13 protein-coding genes are annotated in these 15,764 nt (G+C 59.1%); 12 read left to right on the top strand and 1 reads right to left on the bottom strand.

Going from position 1 to position 15,764, the window contains the following annotated elements; all coding sequences use genetic code 11:
* Positions 1-195 precede the first annotated feature (195 nt).
* From ileS to AAAV44_RS03545, 11 genes are all read left to right on the top strand, one after another.
* Positions 196-2,973 carry an isoleucine--tRNA ligase gene (gene ileS / locus AAAV44_RS03495; protein ID WP_349114652.1) on the top strand — a complete coding sequence of 926 codons (2,778 nt, stop codon included), beginning with the start codon at positions 196-198 and terminating at the stop codon, positions 2,971-2,973.
* Positions 2,974-3,285: 312 nt separating this feature from the next.
* A complete protein-coding gene (gene lspA / locus AAAV44_RS03500) occupies positions 3,286-3,813 on the top strand; it encodes a signal peptidase II (protein ID WP_349114580.1) in 528 nt (175 codons plus the stop codon).
* A complete protein-coding gene (locus AAAV44_RS03505; protein WP_349114582.1) occupies positions 3,813-4,826 on the top strand; it encodes an RluA family pseudouridine synthase in 1,014 nt (337 codons plus the stop codon). The genes lspA and AAAV44_RS03505 overlap by 1 nt, the downstream gene beginning before the upstream one ends.
* Before the next feature lie 82 nt (positions 4,827-4,908).
* Positions 4,909-6,204: a glycosyltransferase family 2 protein gene (locus AAAV44_RS03510; RefSeq protein WP_349114583.1), complete on the top strand. Its 1,296-nt coding sequence runs from the start codon at positions 4,909-4,911 to the stop codon at positions 6,202-6,204.
* An 81-nt stretch (positions 6,205-6,285) separates the two neighbouring features.
* Positions 6,286-6,708: a prepilin peptidase gene (locus AAAV44_RS03515; RefSeq protein WP_349091969.1), complete on the top strand. Its 423-nt coding sequence runs from the start codon at positions 6,286-6,288 to the stop codon at positions 6,706-6,708.
* A 31-nt stretch (positions 6,709-6,739) separates the two neighbouring features.
* The gene (locus AAAV44_RS03520; protein WP_349114584.1) at positions 6,740-7,987 is read left to right on the top strand and encodes an HD domain-containing protein; all 1,248 of its coding nucleotides are present in this window, start codon (positions 6,740-6,742) and stop codon (positions 7,985-7,987) included.
* A 60-nt stretch (positions 7,988-8,047) separates the two neighbouring features.
* A complete protein-coding gene (locus AAAV44_RS03525; protein WP_349114585.1) occupies positions 8,048-9,397 on the top strand; it encodes a replication-associated recombination protein A in 1,350 nt (449 codons plus the stop codon).
* Between the two features lie 100 nt (positions 9,398-9,497).
* Positions 9,498-10,091 carry a hypothetical protein gene (locus AAAV44_RS03530; RefSeq protein ID WP_349114586.1) on the top strand — a complete coding sequence of 198 codons (594 nt, stop codon included), beginning with the start codon at positions 9,498-9,500 and terminating at the stop codon, positions 10,089-10,091.
* Positions 10,084-10,461 carry an ATP-binding protein gene (locus AAAV44_RS03535; RefSeq protein ID WP_349114587.1) on the top strand — a complete coding sequence of 126 codons (378 nt, stop codon included), beginning with the start codon at positions 10,084-10,086 and terminating at the stop codon, positions 10,459-10,461. Before AAAV44_RS03530 ends, AAAV44_RS03535 begins: the two co-directional genes overlap by 8 nt.
* 1 nt (position 10,462) lies before the next feature.
* Positions 10,463-11,254, top strand: a complete 792-nt coding sequence (locus AAAV44_RS03540; RefSeq protein ID WP_022094589.1) for an RNA polymerase sigma factor SigF — start codon at positions 10,463-10,465, stop codon at positions 11,252-11,254.
* A complete protein-coding gene (locus tag AAAV44_RS03545; RefSeq protein ID WP_349114588.1) occupies positions 11,251-12,660 on the top strand; it encodes an AI-2E family transporter in 1,410 nt (469 codons plus the stop codon). The genes AAAV44_RS03540 and AAAV44_RS03545 overlap by 4 nt, the downstream gene beginning before the upstream one ends.
* Positions 12,661-12,666: 6 nt before the next feature.
* On the opposite strand, the gene AAAV44_RS03550 is transcribed toward AAAV44_RS03545, so the two are convergent.
* The gene (locus tag AAAV44_RS03550; RefSeq protein ID WP_055250466.1) at positions 12,667-12,906 is read right to left on the bottom strand and encodes a hypothetical protein; all 240 of its coding nucleotides are present in this window, start codon (positions 12,904-12,906) and stop codon (positions 12,667-12,669) included.
* Between the two features lie 194 nt (positions 12,907-13,100).
* On the opposite strand from AAAV44_RS03550, the gene alaS reads away from it, so the two are divergent.
* Positions 13,101-15,758: an alanine--tRNA ligase gene (gene alaS / locus AAAV44_RS03555; RefSeq protein ID WP_349114590.1), complete on the top strand. Its 2,658-nt coding sequence runs from the start codon at positions 13,101-13,103 to the stop codon at positions 15,756-15,758.
* Positions 15,759-15,764: the final 6 nt, after the last annotated feature.

Here is a 15,764-nt window from a genome sequence, read left to right on the forward strand (position 1 = left end):
TAACGGATGCGAGCGCGCGAATACGCGGGCGAGGGCATCTAAGCTGGGTGGTTAAACGAAGAGCTTTTGCGGGCGTACAGTCCGTTTTGTGGCGCTTCGTCCCAGCTTGTAGGGAGGGGCGCTTTTTTGGTGCCCAACGGGCGTGCGCGCCCACGACATGAAAGGGGTACCGTGGCAAACGAGTACAAGCAGACGATGAATCTGCCCAAGACCGGTTTTCCCATGCGTGCCGGTCTTTCCAAGTCCGAGCCCAAGCGACTCAAGGACTGGCAGGACAACAAGGTCTACGAGCAGGTTCTGAAGAAGAACGAGGGTCACAAGAAGTTCGTGCTGCACGACGGCCCTCCGTACGCCAACGGCCCGATCCACATCGGCCACGCCATGAACAAGATCTCCAAGGACATGATCAACCGTTACTGGATGATGCAGGGCTATGAGGTTCCCTATGTCCCCGGTTGGGACTGCCATGGCCAGCCGATCGAGCATAAGGTCGAGGAGAAGCTCGGCACCGAGAAGTTCAACCAGACCTCCACGGCTAAGATCCGCGAGCTTTGCAACAAGTTCGCTGTCGCGAACATCGAGCTGCAGAAGGCCGGCTTCCGTCGCCTGGGCGTGCTTGGCGACTGGGACAACCCCTACCTGACGCTCTATCACCAGCATGACGCTGCCGACATCGAGGTCTTCAAGGCCATGTTCGATAAGGGTATGATCTATCGCGGTCACAAGCCCGTCCATTGGTGCAAGCACTGCCACACCGCACTCGCTGAGGCCGAGATCGAGTACTCCGACGAGACGAGCCCGTCCATCTTCGTGCGCTTTGAGATGACCTCCAAGCCCGCCGGCCTCGAGAACTTCAACGGCCCGGTCGACTTTATCATCTGGACGACCACGCCGTGGACCATCCCCTCCGACCAGGCAGTTTCCCTCAAGCCCGGCGCCGCCTACGTCGCCGTTGAGCACGATGGTCGTGCCGAGGTCATGCTCGAGGACCTGGCTCCCAAGTGCTGCGAGGAGTTTGGCTGGGAGTACACTCCGGTTATGGTCGACGGCAAGCCCTATGTGGTTCCCGCCGAGACCTTCCACCACATCCACTACAAGCAGCCAATCTTTGACGGTGTTGAGGGCGTGGCGCTGCTGGCCGATTACGTCGGTGTCGATGACGGTACCGGTATCGTCCACAACTCGCCCGGCCACGGCGTCGACGACTACTTTGCCTGCCTCAAGGAGGGCATCACCGACATCTGCATGCCGGTCGATGACGACGGCAAGTTCTACACCGGCGAGGAGTTTGGCACCGGTGGCCCCTTCAGCGGTATGGATACCGATGAGGCCAACCCGCACATCATCGAGTTCCTGCGCGAGCGCGGCACCCTGGTCCTCGAGAAGAAGATCACGCACAGCTATCCGCACTGCTGGCGCTGCAAGCACCCGGTGCTCTTCCGTGCTACTGACCAGTGGTTTGTCTCTATGGACAAGACCGGTTTGCGTGAGCAGGCTGGCAAGGAGGTTCGCGAGAACGTCAAGTGGTATCCGGCTCACGCCGCCAACCGCATCGGCGCCATGGTCGAGCAGCGTCCCGACTGGTGCATCAGCCGTCAGCGCAACTGGGGCGTGCCTATCCCCAGCTACACCTGTGCCGACTGCGGCGAGAAGGTCATGAACGACGCCACGCTCGACGCCGTCATCAAGCTCTTCCACGAGAAGGGCTCCGACGCCTGGTTCACCGACGCTCCCGAGAGCTACCTGGGCGAGGCCTGCGTCTGCCCCAAGTGCGGCGGCCATCACCTCAAGGCCGATAAGGACATCCTCGACGTGTGGTGGGACTCCGGCGTCTCTTGGAAGGCCGTCTGCGAGTACCGTCCCGAGCTGGAGTATCCGGCGGATGTGTACCTCGAGGGCTCCGACCAGCACCGCGGTTGGTTCCAAAGCTCGCTGCTCACCTCGGTGGGCGCCAACGGCCACGCTCCGTACAAGGCGGTTGTCTCGCAGGGCTTCACCCTCGATGGCCAGGGCCGTAAGATGTCCAAGTCGCTCGGCAACGTCATCGACCCCAACAAGGTCTGCGACGAGATGGGCGCCGACATCATCCGCCTGTGGGTTGCCTCCGTCGACACCAGCTCCGACGTTTCCATCGACCACGAGATTCTCGCTCGTACGTCCGATGCCTACCGTCGTTTCCGCAACACGCTGCGCTTCCTGCTCTCCGAGCTCGAGGGTCAGTTTGAGCCCGAGACCGACGGCGTCGCCTTTGCCGACCTGCTGCCGCTCGACAAGCTCATGGTTGCCCGCCTGACCCAGGTCCAGGCCGAGGTCGACGACGCCTACGCCAGCTACGAGTTCCCGCGCGCCTACCGCGCACTCTACGACTTTGTGGTTACCGAGCTTTCCAACGTGTATCTCGACGCCCTGAAGGACCGTCTGTACTGCGACAAGCCCGGCTCGCTCGAGCGCCGCAGCGCCCAGACCGTGCTTGCCGAGCTCTTCTCGATGCTCATGCGCGACCTGCAGCCGATCCTGTCCTACACGGTCGATGAGGCCATGGCCTATGCGCCCGCCGGCTGCGTCGATCACCAGAAGTACGCCGCGCTGCTCGATTGGTACAAGTCGCCCATCACGGTTGACGAGGCCAATGAGTTTGAGGGCGTGCTCGAGGCTTCGCTCGAACTCCGTAGCGCCGTGACCAAGTCCCTTGAGGATGCCCGCTCTGCCGGCACCTTCACCAAGAGCCAGCAGGTCCGCGTCAAGGCGGTCGTTCCCGCCGAGATGTACGCGCTGCTGACCGGCGACAAGGCTGTCGACCTGGCCGAGTTCTACATCGTCTCCGATGTTGAGCTGACCCAGGGCGAGGAGCTCTCCGTTGCTATCGAGGCTGCCGAGGGCGAGTGCTGCGACCGTTGCTGGAACTACCGCACCACCGTCGGCGAGTACAACGGCCACGCGCATATCTGTAAACGCTGCGCGGAGGCGCTGTAGTTACGCGGTTTTACCAAACCGCGTAACGGCTCGACGCTGCAAACCCGCCAGAGCGGCAATCTGCCTTTCAGCTTCGGCGGCATGACCACAAGGTCTATGCCGCCTTGCTTCAAGGCACCTTGCTCGCTCTGGCGGGTTTTCGCTGTCGGTAACGAATCATCGGCTATTTCGTTGCTGGTCAATATAAGATATTGATTTGCGTTAAACGTAATTCGATGTTCTTGAGGGTAGGGGATTTCTTTGGGTCGTGCTGGGGATATGACGCCGCCTTTGCGTTGGCGGTTGGGTGTTGCTGGTGGGGTGGCGCTCGTTGTGCTGCTTGTTGACCAGTTGACCAAGCTTGCGGTTCGTGCCGTGGGCGATGCACTGCATGTGACCGTCATCCCCGGCGTGATCGACTTCCTGTTTGTCCGCAATATCGGCGCTGCCTTTAGCATGGGCGAGGGGCATGGCATCGCGTTTGCCGTGCTGGCGCTGGCGGTCATTGTCGCTATTGACGTGTACCTCATTCGTGCACCCCAGCTCGCCCATCTTGAGGTTGTGGGCATGGCGATGGTTGCGGGCGGTGCTATCGGCAACGCTATCGATCGTTTGGCCTTTGGCTTCGTGACCGATTTTATTGCCACCACCTTCATCGACTTTCCCGTCTTCAATGTGGCCGATATCGGTATCACCGTAGGCGTCGTGCTTGCCCTCATCGGCTACATGTTCTTGAGCCCTGCGGCCCGCGAAGTCGATGCGACTGCCGAGCTCAATGCCCGTGATGAGGCCCGCGCCAAGCGCAAAGCCAAGCAGCGTGGGGAGCGTGCCCGCAAGATTCGCGAAAGGAATGAGCGTTAATGGCCGACATCCATATTCTTGTTGCCGACGATTGCTCTGGCCAGCGTCTCGACGCCTTTCTGGGTGCCAACGACGGCTGCCCCACGCGCTCTGCCTGCGCGCATCTGATCGAGGGCGGCGCCGTAATCGTGAACGGCGAGACCTGTCTGTCAAAAAAGTACGCCGTACGCGCCGGTGACCGCATCTCGGTCGACCTGCCCGAGCCGCACGATCCCACCGATGTGATTCCCGAGGCCATCCCGCTCGACATTCGCTATGAGGACGACTATCTCATTGTGCTCTCCAAGCAGCGCGGGCTGGTGTGCCATCCCGCCCACGGCCACGAGAGCGGCACGCTTGCGAACGCCTTGGTCTACCACTGCGGTATCGATCATCTTGGTACCGTGCAGGGTGAGGACCGCCCCGGCATCGTGCATCGCCTGGATCGCGATACCTCGGGCCTCATGCTTGCGGCAAAGGACGACGACACGCAACGCGCGCTTCAAAATCTCATTCGCACGCGCACGCTCGATCGTCGCTATATCACGCTTGTCCACGGGCACATCGCCATGGACGAGGGAACCATTAACACCGGTATTGCCCGTTCCACGCGCGACCGCGTCAAGATGGCGGTTTCGGACGACCCCTTTGCCCGTCAGGCCATTACGACCTTTAAAGTCCTCGAGCGCTTTGATTCCACGCGCTTTGACGATGGCTATACGCTCGTCGAGTGCCACCTGTTTACCGGCCGTACACATCAGATTCGCGTGCATATGCGTCATATCAACCACGCCTGCGTGGGCGATCCGCTCTACGGTAAGTGCGATGCTCGCGCCGACCAGGGCCTGACCAGGCAGTTCCTTCATTCCTGGCGCGTGGCGTTCGATCATCCCGTGACGGGGGAGCGCATTGAGTGCCGCGACGAGTTGCCGTGGGATCTCGCTGCGGTTCTTGACGACCTGGCCCCGCGCTCGCTTGGCCGCACCGCCGCCGGCGACGACATCGTCCCGCAGCTTGGCCTTCTCGAAGCTTAGCCGGTATTAGGTGGTTTCTTGAACTCGGTAAGCCTGCGGTATGATATACGATTGTTTACGTAACGCGTTCTCGGGAGCCTGCATGCTCGCCTTTTTACAAACTAACACGCCCATCGTGATCTTTAACCAGATTGTGGTTACGCTGCTCACGGTCTGCTTTCTGTACCAGGTGATCTTCTTTGTCATTGGCGCTCTTCGTGGCGAGGTCGCGCCTCCCAAGGCCAAAAAACTTCACCGCTATGCCTTCTTTATCGCGGCGCATAACGAGGAGGCCGTGATCGCCAACCTCGTTCGCTCCATCAAGGATCAGGATTATCCGTCCGAGCTTATCGAGGTCTTCGTGGTCGCCGATGCCTGCACCGACAACACCGCACAGCTCGCGCGCGAGGCAGGTGCCATTGTTTACGAGCGCAATGATCTTGCCCGTAAGGGTAAGAGCTGGGTCATGGACTTTGGCTTCGACCGCATCCTTAACGAGTATCCCGACACGTTTGAAGGCTACTTTATCTTCGATGCCGATAACGTTATCTCCCGCGATTACGTGTCCAAAATGAACGATGCCTTTGACCAGGGCTTCCATGTGGTCACGAGCTATCGCAATTCCAAGAACTTCGGCAGCTCGTGGATCTCGGCGGCTAATGCCACGTGGTATCTGCGCGAGGCGCGCTTTCTCAACAACGCGCGCAACATCTGCAAGACGTCTTGCGCCGTCTCGGGTTCGGGCTACCTCATCTCCGCCAGTGTCATCGAGGGCATGCACGGTTGGCAGTTCCACACGCTGACCGAGGACATCCAGTTCACCACGTTCTGCGCCATTCACGGCATTCGCATTGGCTATGCGCCGGCGGAGTTCTTTGACGAGCAGCCGGTGACGTTTAAGGCGTCCTGGAAACAGCGCATGCGCTGGACCAAGGGCTTCTATCAGGTCTTTTTTACCTATGGCAAGCACCTGGTCAAATCGACCTTCCGCTATCATCGCTTTGCTGCCTACGACATGTTTATGACCATCGCCCCGGGTATGCTGCTATCGCTGATCTCGATGCTCGCCAATGCGACGTTCCTGATCGTGGGCGGTCTTTCGCACGGCTTCTTGGCTACCGAAGTCGAGATGCAGGCGTGCGCCGCTTCGCTCATTATGACCTTCGCCATGATGTATCAGACCTTCTTTATCCTGGCGCTGCTCACGACTATCTTTGAGTACAAGCACATTCACTGCGCGCAAAAGTGGCGTCTGGTGACTAACCTGTTTACCTTCCCGATCTTTATGTTCAGCTATATCCCCATCACGGTGGCCGCGCTGTTCCTGAAGGTCGACTGGGTGCCGACGCAGCACGCCGTCAACGTTACCCTTGACGAGGTCATGCAAGGCGCCAAATAACCACCACCAAAACCACCGCAAAGGGGACAGGCACCTTTGTGGTGGTTTTTGCTTTTGCGATGCAGCTCGAGGAGGCGTCCGATGGTCTATATCCCGTTTTGGATTTGCATCTTTGCCGGCGTGGCAATTGATGCCCGAGAGCGACGGTTTCCCAATGGGCTTGCCGGCGCATGTGCCGTGGCGGCGTTGGCGGGTGTTTGGCTCGACCTCGGTTTGAACACAGCGCTTGACCACGCGGGTCTTGCCGTCATTGTTTATCTTGCTCTCGTGCTGACTGAGTCCCTCTGGCGTCGTCTTCGCCAAATCCCGGGCATCGGTATGGGGGATGCCAAGGCACTCTTCGCGCTTTGCACGCTCGACCCTATGGGTGGCATCGTGGCATTTGCCGTCGCACTCCTGGCCCTGGTCCTCTCCTGTCTCTTCACAAAATCGCGCTCCCTGCCATTGCTCCCGTTTTTAGTGCCGATTTTTGCCATAATCGAGGTCGTGGGCTGCACTTTGTAACCGATTGCGCATCCTTCTTAAGGAGCATGCCATGGCATCTAATCAAGAAACGGCCGTCATTAAGGCGCGCATGGACCGTATCCCCTCGGCGTTGTCGCCCGAACTTGTCGAACGCATTGCCGCCGATCGTGCTTCGGGCTATGTCAACTCGTATCGTTGCAACGACAATCAGGCTATTCGTCGTATTGATCGCGCCGCCGACAAAGGCACGCTTATGCGTCCGGCGTTTATGCGCGATACCGAAAAGATACTTCATCTTCCGGCGTATACCCGTTATGCAGGTAAAACGCAGGTCTTTAGCTTCCGTAGCAATGACGATCTGTCACGCCGCGGTTTGCACGTGCAGCTTGTCTCGCGCATTGCGCGCGATATCGGTCGCGCCCTGGGGCTCAATTGCGATCTGATCGAGGCGATTGGCCTGGGCCACGACTTGGGACACACGCCTTTCGGCCATGCCGGCGAGCGCTTCCTCAACGATATCTATCACGAGCGTACGGGGCGTTATTTTTTCCATAACGTGCAGTCGGTCCGCGTGCTCGACGCGTTGTATGGCCGCAACGTGTCGCTCCAGACGCTCGATGGCGTGCTGTGCCACAACGGCGAGTACGAACAGCGTGTTTTTGAGCTTTCGGACATGGGCTCTTTTGAACAGTTTGATCAGACGGTTGAGGATTGCATTGCCGCGGGTTACGGCGCAATTGAGCACCTGCGTCCCATGACGCTCGAAGGCTGCGTGGTCCGCATCTCGGATATCCTTGCCTACGTGGGGCGTGATCGCCAAGACGCCATTGCGGCGGGCCTGCTGTCACCCGACGCCTTTGACGATGACCTTGGCGGTGCCTACAACAGTTGGATCCTCACGCATGCCTCCATCGATATCGTTGAGCACAGCTATGGTAAGCCTCGTATCGAGATGAGCGAGGACCTGTTTGAGGAAATTCGCCGAGCCAAGCGCGAGAACTACGAGAAGATCTATAGCAAGGGTGGTATCGAAGGCGATTCCGAGGCGGAGCTGCGCGAGGCGTTCGTAAAGCTCTACGACCGTTGCCTGCGGGATCTAAACTGTGGTGACGAGTCCTCGTACATCTTTAAGCACCACATTTCTCGCATCGAGCAGCAGCTTTCCTACTACGATCGCGCCTATGCCTGGCAGGACGATAAAGATCAGACCGTAGTGGATTACATTTCGAGCATGACGGATGGCTACTTCTGCGAGCTCACGAGTAAGTTGTTCCCGGGATTGAAGTTTCCGCAACGTACCTATATTAACGAACGGTAGTTCGTATATATTCGGTATACTGTTAGTGGAAAACGTTTTTGATTGATGCACGGGATGGCTATGGACGACCTTTTTTCTGCCTCGACGCGCGAGCGTTCCTTTAAAAATGCGCCGCTCGCGGTACGCATGCGACCCAATTCGCTCGACGAGTACGTGGGCCAGCAAAAGGCCGTCGGTAAGGGCTCGTGGCTACGTGCTGCGATTGAGCATGACGTTCTGTCGAGTGTGATTCTGTATGGGCCGGCCGGTACGGGCAAGACGACGCTGGCCCACATCATCGCCAACCATACCAAGAGCGAGTTTGTCGAGGTCAGCGCTGTGACGGGCACCGTGAAGGACTTGCGCCGCGTGATTGACGAGGCCAAGACGCGCCTGAATACCTACGACCGCCGCACCATTCTATTCATCGATGAGATTCACCGCTTCTCTAAGTCGCAGCAGGATGCCCTGCTGCATGCAGTTGAGAACCGTACCGTCATTATGATTGGCGCTACGACGGAGAATCCGTACTTCGAGGTCAACTCGGCACTGTTGTCGCGTGGGCGCGTGGTGGAGCTTGAGCATCTGAAGGATGAGGATATCGCCACGCTTATTGAACGTGCGCTTGAGGCACCACATGGTCTGAACGGTAAGTTCTCGGCCGATGAGGATACGGTCAAGACCATTTGTACGTTGGCCGCGGGTGATGCACGCTCGGCCTTGACGACACTTGAGCTGGCGAGCGAGATTGCCGTCACGCGTCCCGATACCGAGGGGACGCCAGCGTCTGCGGCGGGGGAGCGCTATCCCATCACCGTGGATGACGTAAAGATTGCCAACCCGCGTCGCGGCTTTACGTATGACAAAAACGGCGACATGCACTACGACGTTATCAGTGCGTTTATTAAATCCATGCGTGGCAGCGATCCAGATGCCACCGTCTATTGGCTTGCCCGAATGATCGATGCGGGGGAGGATCCTAAGTTTATCGCCCGTCGCATTATGATTCATGCTTCTGAGGACGTCGGCAACGCCGACCCGCAGGCGCTTTTGGTGGCGCATGCCGCGTTTAAGTCTGCCGAGGTCATTGGCTATCCCGAGTGCCGCATTAACCTGGCTCAGGCTGCACTCTATGTGTGCTTGGCGCCAAAATCCAACGCGTGTGAGGCTTCGATCGATGCGGCGCTGGCCGATATCCATTCTAGTGGGCTTCGCGAGGTGCCGAGTTATCTGCGCGATCGCCATCGCCCGGGCAGCGATGAATACGGTGTGTATAAGTATCCACATGATTATCCCGAAGGCTGGGTCGATCAGCGCTATTTGCCCGAAGGCTTGGAACGCGGTGCATTTTGGCAGCCTGCCGGGCGCGGCTGGGAAGAGTGGCGCGTAGAGCAAAGCGAACGCGACCGCAGCGGGAATGCACCGAAGTAGCTGCTGATAATTTTGTCCCACGTTGCTGCTCTTGGCATGTTCGGTCTCCTTTGGGGTACCATGGAAACCGTCTGTATTTCGATTCTTCCGGGAGGCTTGTATGAGTCCCATTCAAATCGCCCTGCTGCTGCTCGCCGTTGCCGGCGTGTGGGCCATCGTTGAGCTCGCGCTTACCCTGCGCAAGACCCGCAATGTTGTTGACTCGCTCGATAAGACCGTGAACGACCTCAACAACACCATCGCCGAGGCTCAGCCTGTGGTGGCAAAGCTCGATGGCGCTGTCGATGAGCTTACGCCGGCGCTTGTCCAGATGGAGCCGCTGCTTAAGTCGAGCAAGACGGCAGTTGATGCCCTTACCTCCAATCTCGTAGAGGTCGAAGCCGTGGTTCGCGACATTTCCGAGGTTACGGGCAGCATGGCCGAGGCCAGCAATGCTGTGTCGAGCGTGACCGACTCTGCCGCCGGTGCTGTGCAGAAGCTCTTCAATAAGGTGAAGGCTCCTGCAGCTGAAGCCGAGCGCAAGCTTTCCGCTGCCGCCGAAGAAGCCGAGCAGCCGACCGAGCGCGTCTTGATTGGTAAGGCGGAGGACGAGGCCGCCGATGGCGCAGATGTGGCTCAGAAGTCTGCATCCAAGCCGGCTCAGTATTACACCTATACACCTTCCGAGACCTCTGAGGAGTCCTGCGATGAGTAGCGAAGCAACCTGCCCCATCACGCTGACCGTTGCCGGCGACCCGTGTCTCGCTCGCCTTGTGCGCATGACGGCAGCCAACGTTGGTGCCCTGTGTTCCATGTCTGTCGATCGCATCGAGGACATCCGCATGGCTGCCGAGGAGGCTTTCATCTTTGGTTGTACCGCGGTCGACTGCGATGACATCACCATCAAATTCGATGTCGATGAGACCCACGTTGGCATGACTATTACCTTTGGCGATCAGGCTACGGTCGATGAAGACGACCAGGCTGCGGTGTATGCCGAGCTCATCCTCGCGAGCGTGTGCGACTCCTACGAAAAGACTGCGGCGCCCCTGACGCTTTCCCTCGACCTCAAGGCGGATATTTAAAATGACCGAACGTTCCCGGAGCGGCAAGACCGCTTGGGACAAGGAGAAAACCCGCGAGCTGTTTCGTCGCTACAAGGAGACCGGTGATCCGGACGCCCGCGAGCAGCTCGTCATGTCCCATATGAACCTGGTAAGGTTTCTTGCCAACAAATTTAAGAATCGCGGCGAGCCGCTCGACGACCTCATGCAGGTCGGCTATCTGGGTTTGCTCAAGGCTATCGACCGCTTTGACCCTGAGCGCGGGCTCGAGTTCACAACGTTTGCAACACCCACTATCCTGGGCGAGATCAAACGCCACTTCCGCGACAAGGGCTGGAGCGTGCGCGTACCGCGTCGTCTGCAGGAGCTCTCGGCCAAGGTCAACCAAGCTACTGACAAACTTACCAACGAGCTGCAGCGTTCGCCCAAGGTTGAGGAGATCGCTGAGTATCTAGATGTGACTGTCGATGAGGTCCTCGAGGCTATGGAATCGTCTTCGGCTTATACCTCGGTGCCCATCGAGGCTCCTGGTGCGTCCGATTCCGACGATGCCCCCTCGATTCTCGACCGTTACGCCGACGACGACAACGAGCTCGACTTTACCGATGACCGCCTAGTGATCGAGGAAGCCATCCGTGATTTCTCGCCGCGCGAGCGCGAGGTGATCGAGCTGCGCTTTGTGAAGGGCATGACCCAGATCGAGATCGCCAAGAAGCTGGGTATTTCTCAGGTGCAGGTTTCGCGTCTGCTTCGCCGCACGCTTAAGAAGATTCAGGACAAGATCGACCCCGACGGAGTGATGATTCGTTCATGAGTGAGCACCCCCAACAAACCGATCGCGTGCTGCGCGACACCCGCATTCTGACGCTGCGCATTTGGGCTGTTGTCGGCTGCATTGTCATCGCCGCTGTCATCTTTAACCTTATGGGCATCCTGGCGCCGGTTATCGAGTTTCTCGCTGTTGGTTCCATCATTGCCTTTGTGATGTCCCCGATCACCAACTGGCTCGAGCATCATGGCGTGAATCGCGGCATCGGTTCGCTTATCGCGCTTATTGTTGTTGCCGTGCTCGTCGGTGTCGTTTGTATCTTGTCGCCGATTCTCTTTGGTCAGATCATGGAAGTCCTGAGCCGCCTGCCCGAGCAGCTTCGTGTTGCGGGTGGCGACCTCAACGAGATGATCTCGCATGCCAAGACGCTCAACAACACGCCGCTCAAGGAGTATCTGGACGATAATCTTTCGTCGCTGGTTGCCGTGGCATCGAGGTATGTGTCTCAGATCGCTGCCGAGCTTGGCCGCGGTGTGTTCCCGCTCATCACCAATACGGCCTCGCAGTTGTTCGTGATCTTCCTTGGTCTGGTGCTTGCGTACTGGATGGCCTGCGACTACCCTCGCATGCACCACGAGATTTGCACCATCATCGGTCAGGAGAAGGAGACCTCGTACCGCTTTATGGTCGCCATCCTTTCTCGCTCTGTCGGCGGCTACATGCGCGGTATGGTCGTGACGTCCATCTGCGGTGGTTTCCTCGCCTTTATCGGTTTTATGATCATCGGCCATCCGTATGCGGCACTCATGGCTATCTTTACCGGCATCATGCATTTGGTTCCGGTCGTCGGTCCTTGGGTGAGCGCAGCAATCGCCACGGTACTCGGTTTCATGTTCAGCCCCATGTTGGCGTTATGGACGCTTATCGTGACGATGGTCGCGCAAAACGTCACCGATAACGTGATTTCGCCTAAGGTCATGCAGAGCTCGGTACAGGTGCATCCCATCATGAGCCTCACGGCGCTCGTTATTGGCTCGGCACTCATGGGTCCCATCGGCATGATTATTGCCATCCCGCTTTGTGCGGCCCTCAAGGGTATCTTCGTGTACTACTTCGAGAATGAGACCGGCCGCCAGCTTGTGGCCTATGACGGCGCCGTGTTTAAGGGCACGCCGTACCGCGATGCCGATGGCAACCCGGTCGCCGCCTACGACGCGCTCGGCGACGACACCTTCATTTACGAGTCCGAGCTCATCGGCAACGAGACTGCGCCCGAGGCCAAGGCCATGCCCAAGCCCGAACTCGATAATCCCTGGATTAAGCTCTCGGGTTTGCAACCCGATGCCACGGGCTTCTTCAAGAATCCCTTCGCCAAGGACGATGACTCCAACTCGGACGACGATACCAAAACCGGCATCGACGGCTCCATGGACGATTCGGATTCTAAATAGGCCCTATTAACGTTTCTTGAAGTTGTAAATGACAATAAACGCGAGCAAAGCGATTGATAAGGGGCCGGCTACATAGAAAAAGAGAACGTCAATTGCGCGTAGAGTGTAATAAGCCTTATCGCCGGACATTACTGCATACAATACGTAGCCAAATGCTGGTTGGTTTGCGTACCAGCAGGAGAAGGCCAAGAGCGCTAAAAGTGCTAGTACCAGAAGTGCATTCAGGACAAATCGTTTACTTTTCATCGATCGCTCCTTCCGGGTGACTCTTATATGTAATTCTACAGCAGTCCTTTTTCAAAGGATCGCACAGTACTGAATAACGTGCACTTTCGCTGGAGGGTCGCTGTTTGGCGGCCCTCTTTTTTGCACTTACGCGGCGGGATGGTAATATCGTTACGTTTGAACTGTTTCGATGTGAAACCGAGGAGATTCCCTCTATGAGTGCTGACTACCCGTCAATGACTACGGCCGAGATCCGCTCCAAGTTCCTCAACTTCTTTGAGGAGCGCGGTCTTAAGCTCTATCCTTCTTCGTCTCTTGTTCCCGACGATCCTTCGCTGCTGCTTGCCAACGCCGGCATGAACCAGTTTAAGGAGTACTACCAGGGCAAGAAGACCATGAAGGAGATCGGCGCGATCTCCTGCCAGAAGTGCGTCCGCACCAACGACATCGATTGCATCGGCGAGGACGGCCGTCACCTGTCGTTCTTCGAGATGCTCGGCGATTTCTCTTTTGGCGGCGTCTCCAAGGAGCAGGCTTGCGCCTGGGCCTTTGAGCTCATCACCAAGGAGTTCAAGCTGCCGCTCGACCGCCTGTACTTCACCGTCTTTACCGAGGACGACGAGACTCACGATGTGTGGCGCTCTCTGGGCGTTGCCGAGGACCACATCTCCCGCCTGGGCGAGGATGACAACTTCTGGGCCGCTGGCCCCACCGGCCCCTGCGGTCCGTGCTCCGAGATCTACTTTGACATGGGCGAGGAGGTCGGTTGCGGCAGCCCCGACTGCAAGCCCGGTTGCGACTGCGACCGCTTCCTGGAGTTCTGGAACCTCGTCTTTACCCAGTATGACCGCCAGGAGGACGGCTCCATGCCGGAGCTGCCGCACCGCAACCTCGATACGGGCATGGGCCTGGAGCGCATGGCCGCCATCATGCAGCACAAGACCGCCAACTACGACGGCGATCTGATGCAGCATCTCATCAAGCTGGGCGAGAAGATTAGCGGCAAGACCTATGACGCCGACGATTACTCTGGCGCCAGCCGCTCCCTGCGTATCATCGCCGACCACTCCCGTGCCGTCGACTTTATGATCTCGGACGGCATCCTTCCCGGTAACGAGGGTCGCGAGTACGTCCTTCGCCGCCTGCTCCGTCGTGCCGTGTTCCACGGTCGCCTGCTGGGCATCGAGGGCGCCTTCCTGACCAAGTTCATCGACGAGGTTAACGCTCAGATGGGCGAGGCTTATCCCGAGCTGCTCAAGAATGTCGCGCTCGTCAAGGGTATCGTCGCCTCCGAGGAGGAGCGCTTCTCCACGACGCTCGACAACGGCCGCGTCTATCTGGACGAGGCCCTGGCAGCGCTTGCCGAGGGCGCTGTGCTTCCGGGCGACGTTGCCTTTAAGCTGCACGACACCTTTGGTTTCCCCATCGACCTGACCGTCGAGATCGCCGGCACCGCTGGCCACGATGTCGATATGGACGGCTTCACTGCCTGCATGGAGGACCAGAAGGCCCGCGCCCGCGCCAATGCCAAAGGCGACGCCTGGGGCAGCTTCAACGACGTTTGGGTCGAGCTTTCCGACAAGGTCGCCGCGACTGAGTTCGACGGCTATGACAACGATGTGATCGAGGGCGCCAAGGTTGTTGCCATCGTGCGCAACGGCGAGTCCGTCGAGTCCGCTGCCGCCGGCGAGGACGTCGAGGTCGTGCTCGACCGCACTCCGTTCTATGCCGAGATGGGTGGCCAGCAGGGCGATACCGGCGAGCTTTCCGCCGAGGGCGTTTTGCTGACCGTTTCCGATACCAAGAACCACAACGGCCTGTATGCCCACGTCGCGCACGTTGCCGATGGCACGCTGACTGTCGGTGCCGCTGTTACCGCCGCGCTCGACGCCGAGCGCCGTGGCTTCCTGCGCCGCAACCACACCGCCACGCACCTGCTCGACGCCGCCCTTAAGCAGGTCCTGGGCGAGCACGTCTCCCAGGCCGGCTCGCTGGTGACGCCCGAGCACCTGCGCTTTGACTTCACGCACTTCGAGGCTCTGTCCTCCGAGCAGCTCAAGGCTGTCGAGGACCTGGTTAACCAGCAGATCTTCGCTTCCAAGCCGGTCGTGACCCGTGTCATGGGCATCGACGAGGCTAAGGCCGCCGGCGCTGTCGCTCTGTTTGGCGAGAAGTACGGCGATGTCGTCCGCGTCGTCTCCGTGGGCGCCGAGGACCAGCCGTTCTCCCGCGAGCTCTGCGGTGGCACGCACGCTGGCAACACTGCTGAGATTGGCCTGTTCAAGATCATTTCCGAGTCCTCTACGGGCTCCAATGTCCGCCGTATCGAGGCCGTGACCTCTAAGGGTGCTCTCGACTATATGGCCGACCGCCTGGCGCTCGTCGACGCCGCCGCCGCTGCGCTCAAGTGCCGCGTAGACGAGGTTCCCGCCCGCGTGGAGAACCTGCAGGCCGAGCTGCGCGAGACGTCCAATAAGCTCAAGAAGGCTCTGACCGGTGGCTCCTCCGACGCCATCTCCAGCGCCATCGAGGGCGCCGTCGAGCTCGACGGCTATAAGCTCGTTGTCGCTGAGCTCCAGGGCCTTGAGGCTGCCGACCTGCGCAACGTATGGGATACCGTGCATCAGAAGGTCGCCGGCCCTGTTGCTTGTGTCGTCGCCAGCGTGACTGAGAAGGGCACTCCGGCCCTGCTCGCTGCCGGCTCCGATGACGCCGTCAAGGCCGGTTTCCACGCCGGTAACGTGATCAAGCAGATCGCGGGTCTGGTCGACGGTCGCGGTGGCGGTCGTCCCAACATGGCCCAGGCCGGTGGCAAGAACGCCGCCGGCATCGCCGATGCCCTCGCGGCCGCTAAGACCGCGCTCGGCGCCTAAGAATCT

Source organism: Collinsella sp. CLA-AP-H1 (assembly GCF_040092945.1).
Classification (GTDB): Bacteria; Actinomycetota; Coriobacteriia; order Coriobacteriales; family Coriobacteriaceae; genus Collinsella.

Coding starts and splice junctions, on each gene's coding strand:
- AAAV44_RS03525 (WP_349114585.1), top strand. CDS start 8,048: ATGGACGACCTTTTTTCTGCCTCGACGCGCGAGCGTTCCTTTAAAAAT.
- alaS (WP_349114590.1), top strand. CDS start 13,101: ATGAGTGCTGACTACCCGTCAATGACTACGGCCGAGATCCGCTCCAAG.
- AAAV44_RS03545 (WP_349114588.1), top strand. CDS start 11,251: ATGAGTGAGCACCCCCAACAAACCGATCGCGTGCTGCGCGACACCCGC.
- AAAV44_RS03510 (WP_349114583.1), top strand. CDS start 4,909: ATGCTCGCCTTTTTACAAACTAACACGCCCATCGTGATCTTTAACCAG.
- AAAV44_RS03505 (WP_349114582.1), top strand. CDS start 3,813: ATGGCCGACATCCATATTCTTGTTGCCGACGATTGCTCTGGCCAGCGT.
- AAAV44_RS03540 (WP_022094589.1), top strand. CDS start 10,463: ATGACCGAACGTTCCCGGAGCGGCAAGACCGCTTGGGACAAGGAGAAA.
- AAAV44_RS03515 (WP_349091969.1), top strand. CDS start 6,286: ATGGTCTATATCCCGTTTTGGATTTGCATCTTTGCCGGCGTGGCAATT.
- AAAV44_RS03550 (WP_055250466.1), bottom strand. CDS start 12,906: ATGAAAAGTAAACGATTTGTCCTGAATGCACTTCTGGTACTAGCACTT.
- ileS (WP_349114652.1), top strand. CDS start 196: ATGAATCTGCCCAAGACCGGTTTTCCCATGCGTGCCGGTCTTTCCAAG.
- AAAV44_RS03535 (WP_349114587.1), top strand. CDS start 10,084: ATGAGTAGCGAAGCAACCTGCCCCATCACGCTGACCGTTGCCGGCGAC.
- AAAV44_RS03520 (WP_349114584.1), top strand. CDS start 6,740: ATGGCATCTAATCAAGAAACGGCCGTCATTAAGGCGCGCATGGACCGT.
- AAAV44_RS03530 (WP_349114586.1), top strand. CDS start 9,498: ATGAGTCCCATTCAAATCGCCCTGCTGCTGCTCGCCGTTGCCGGCGTG.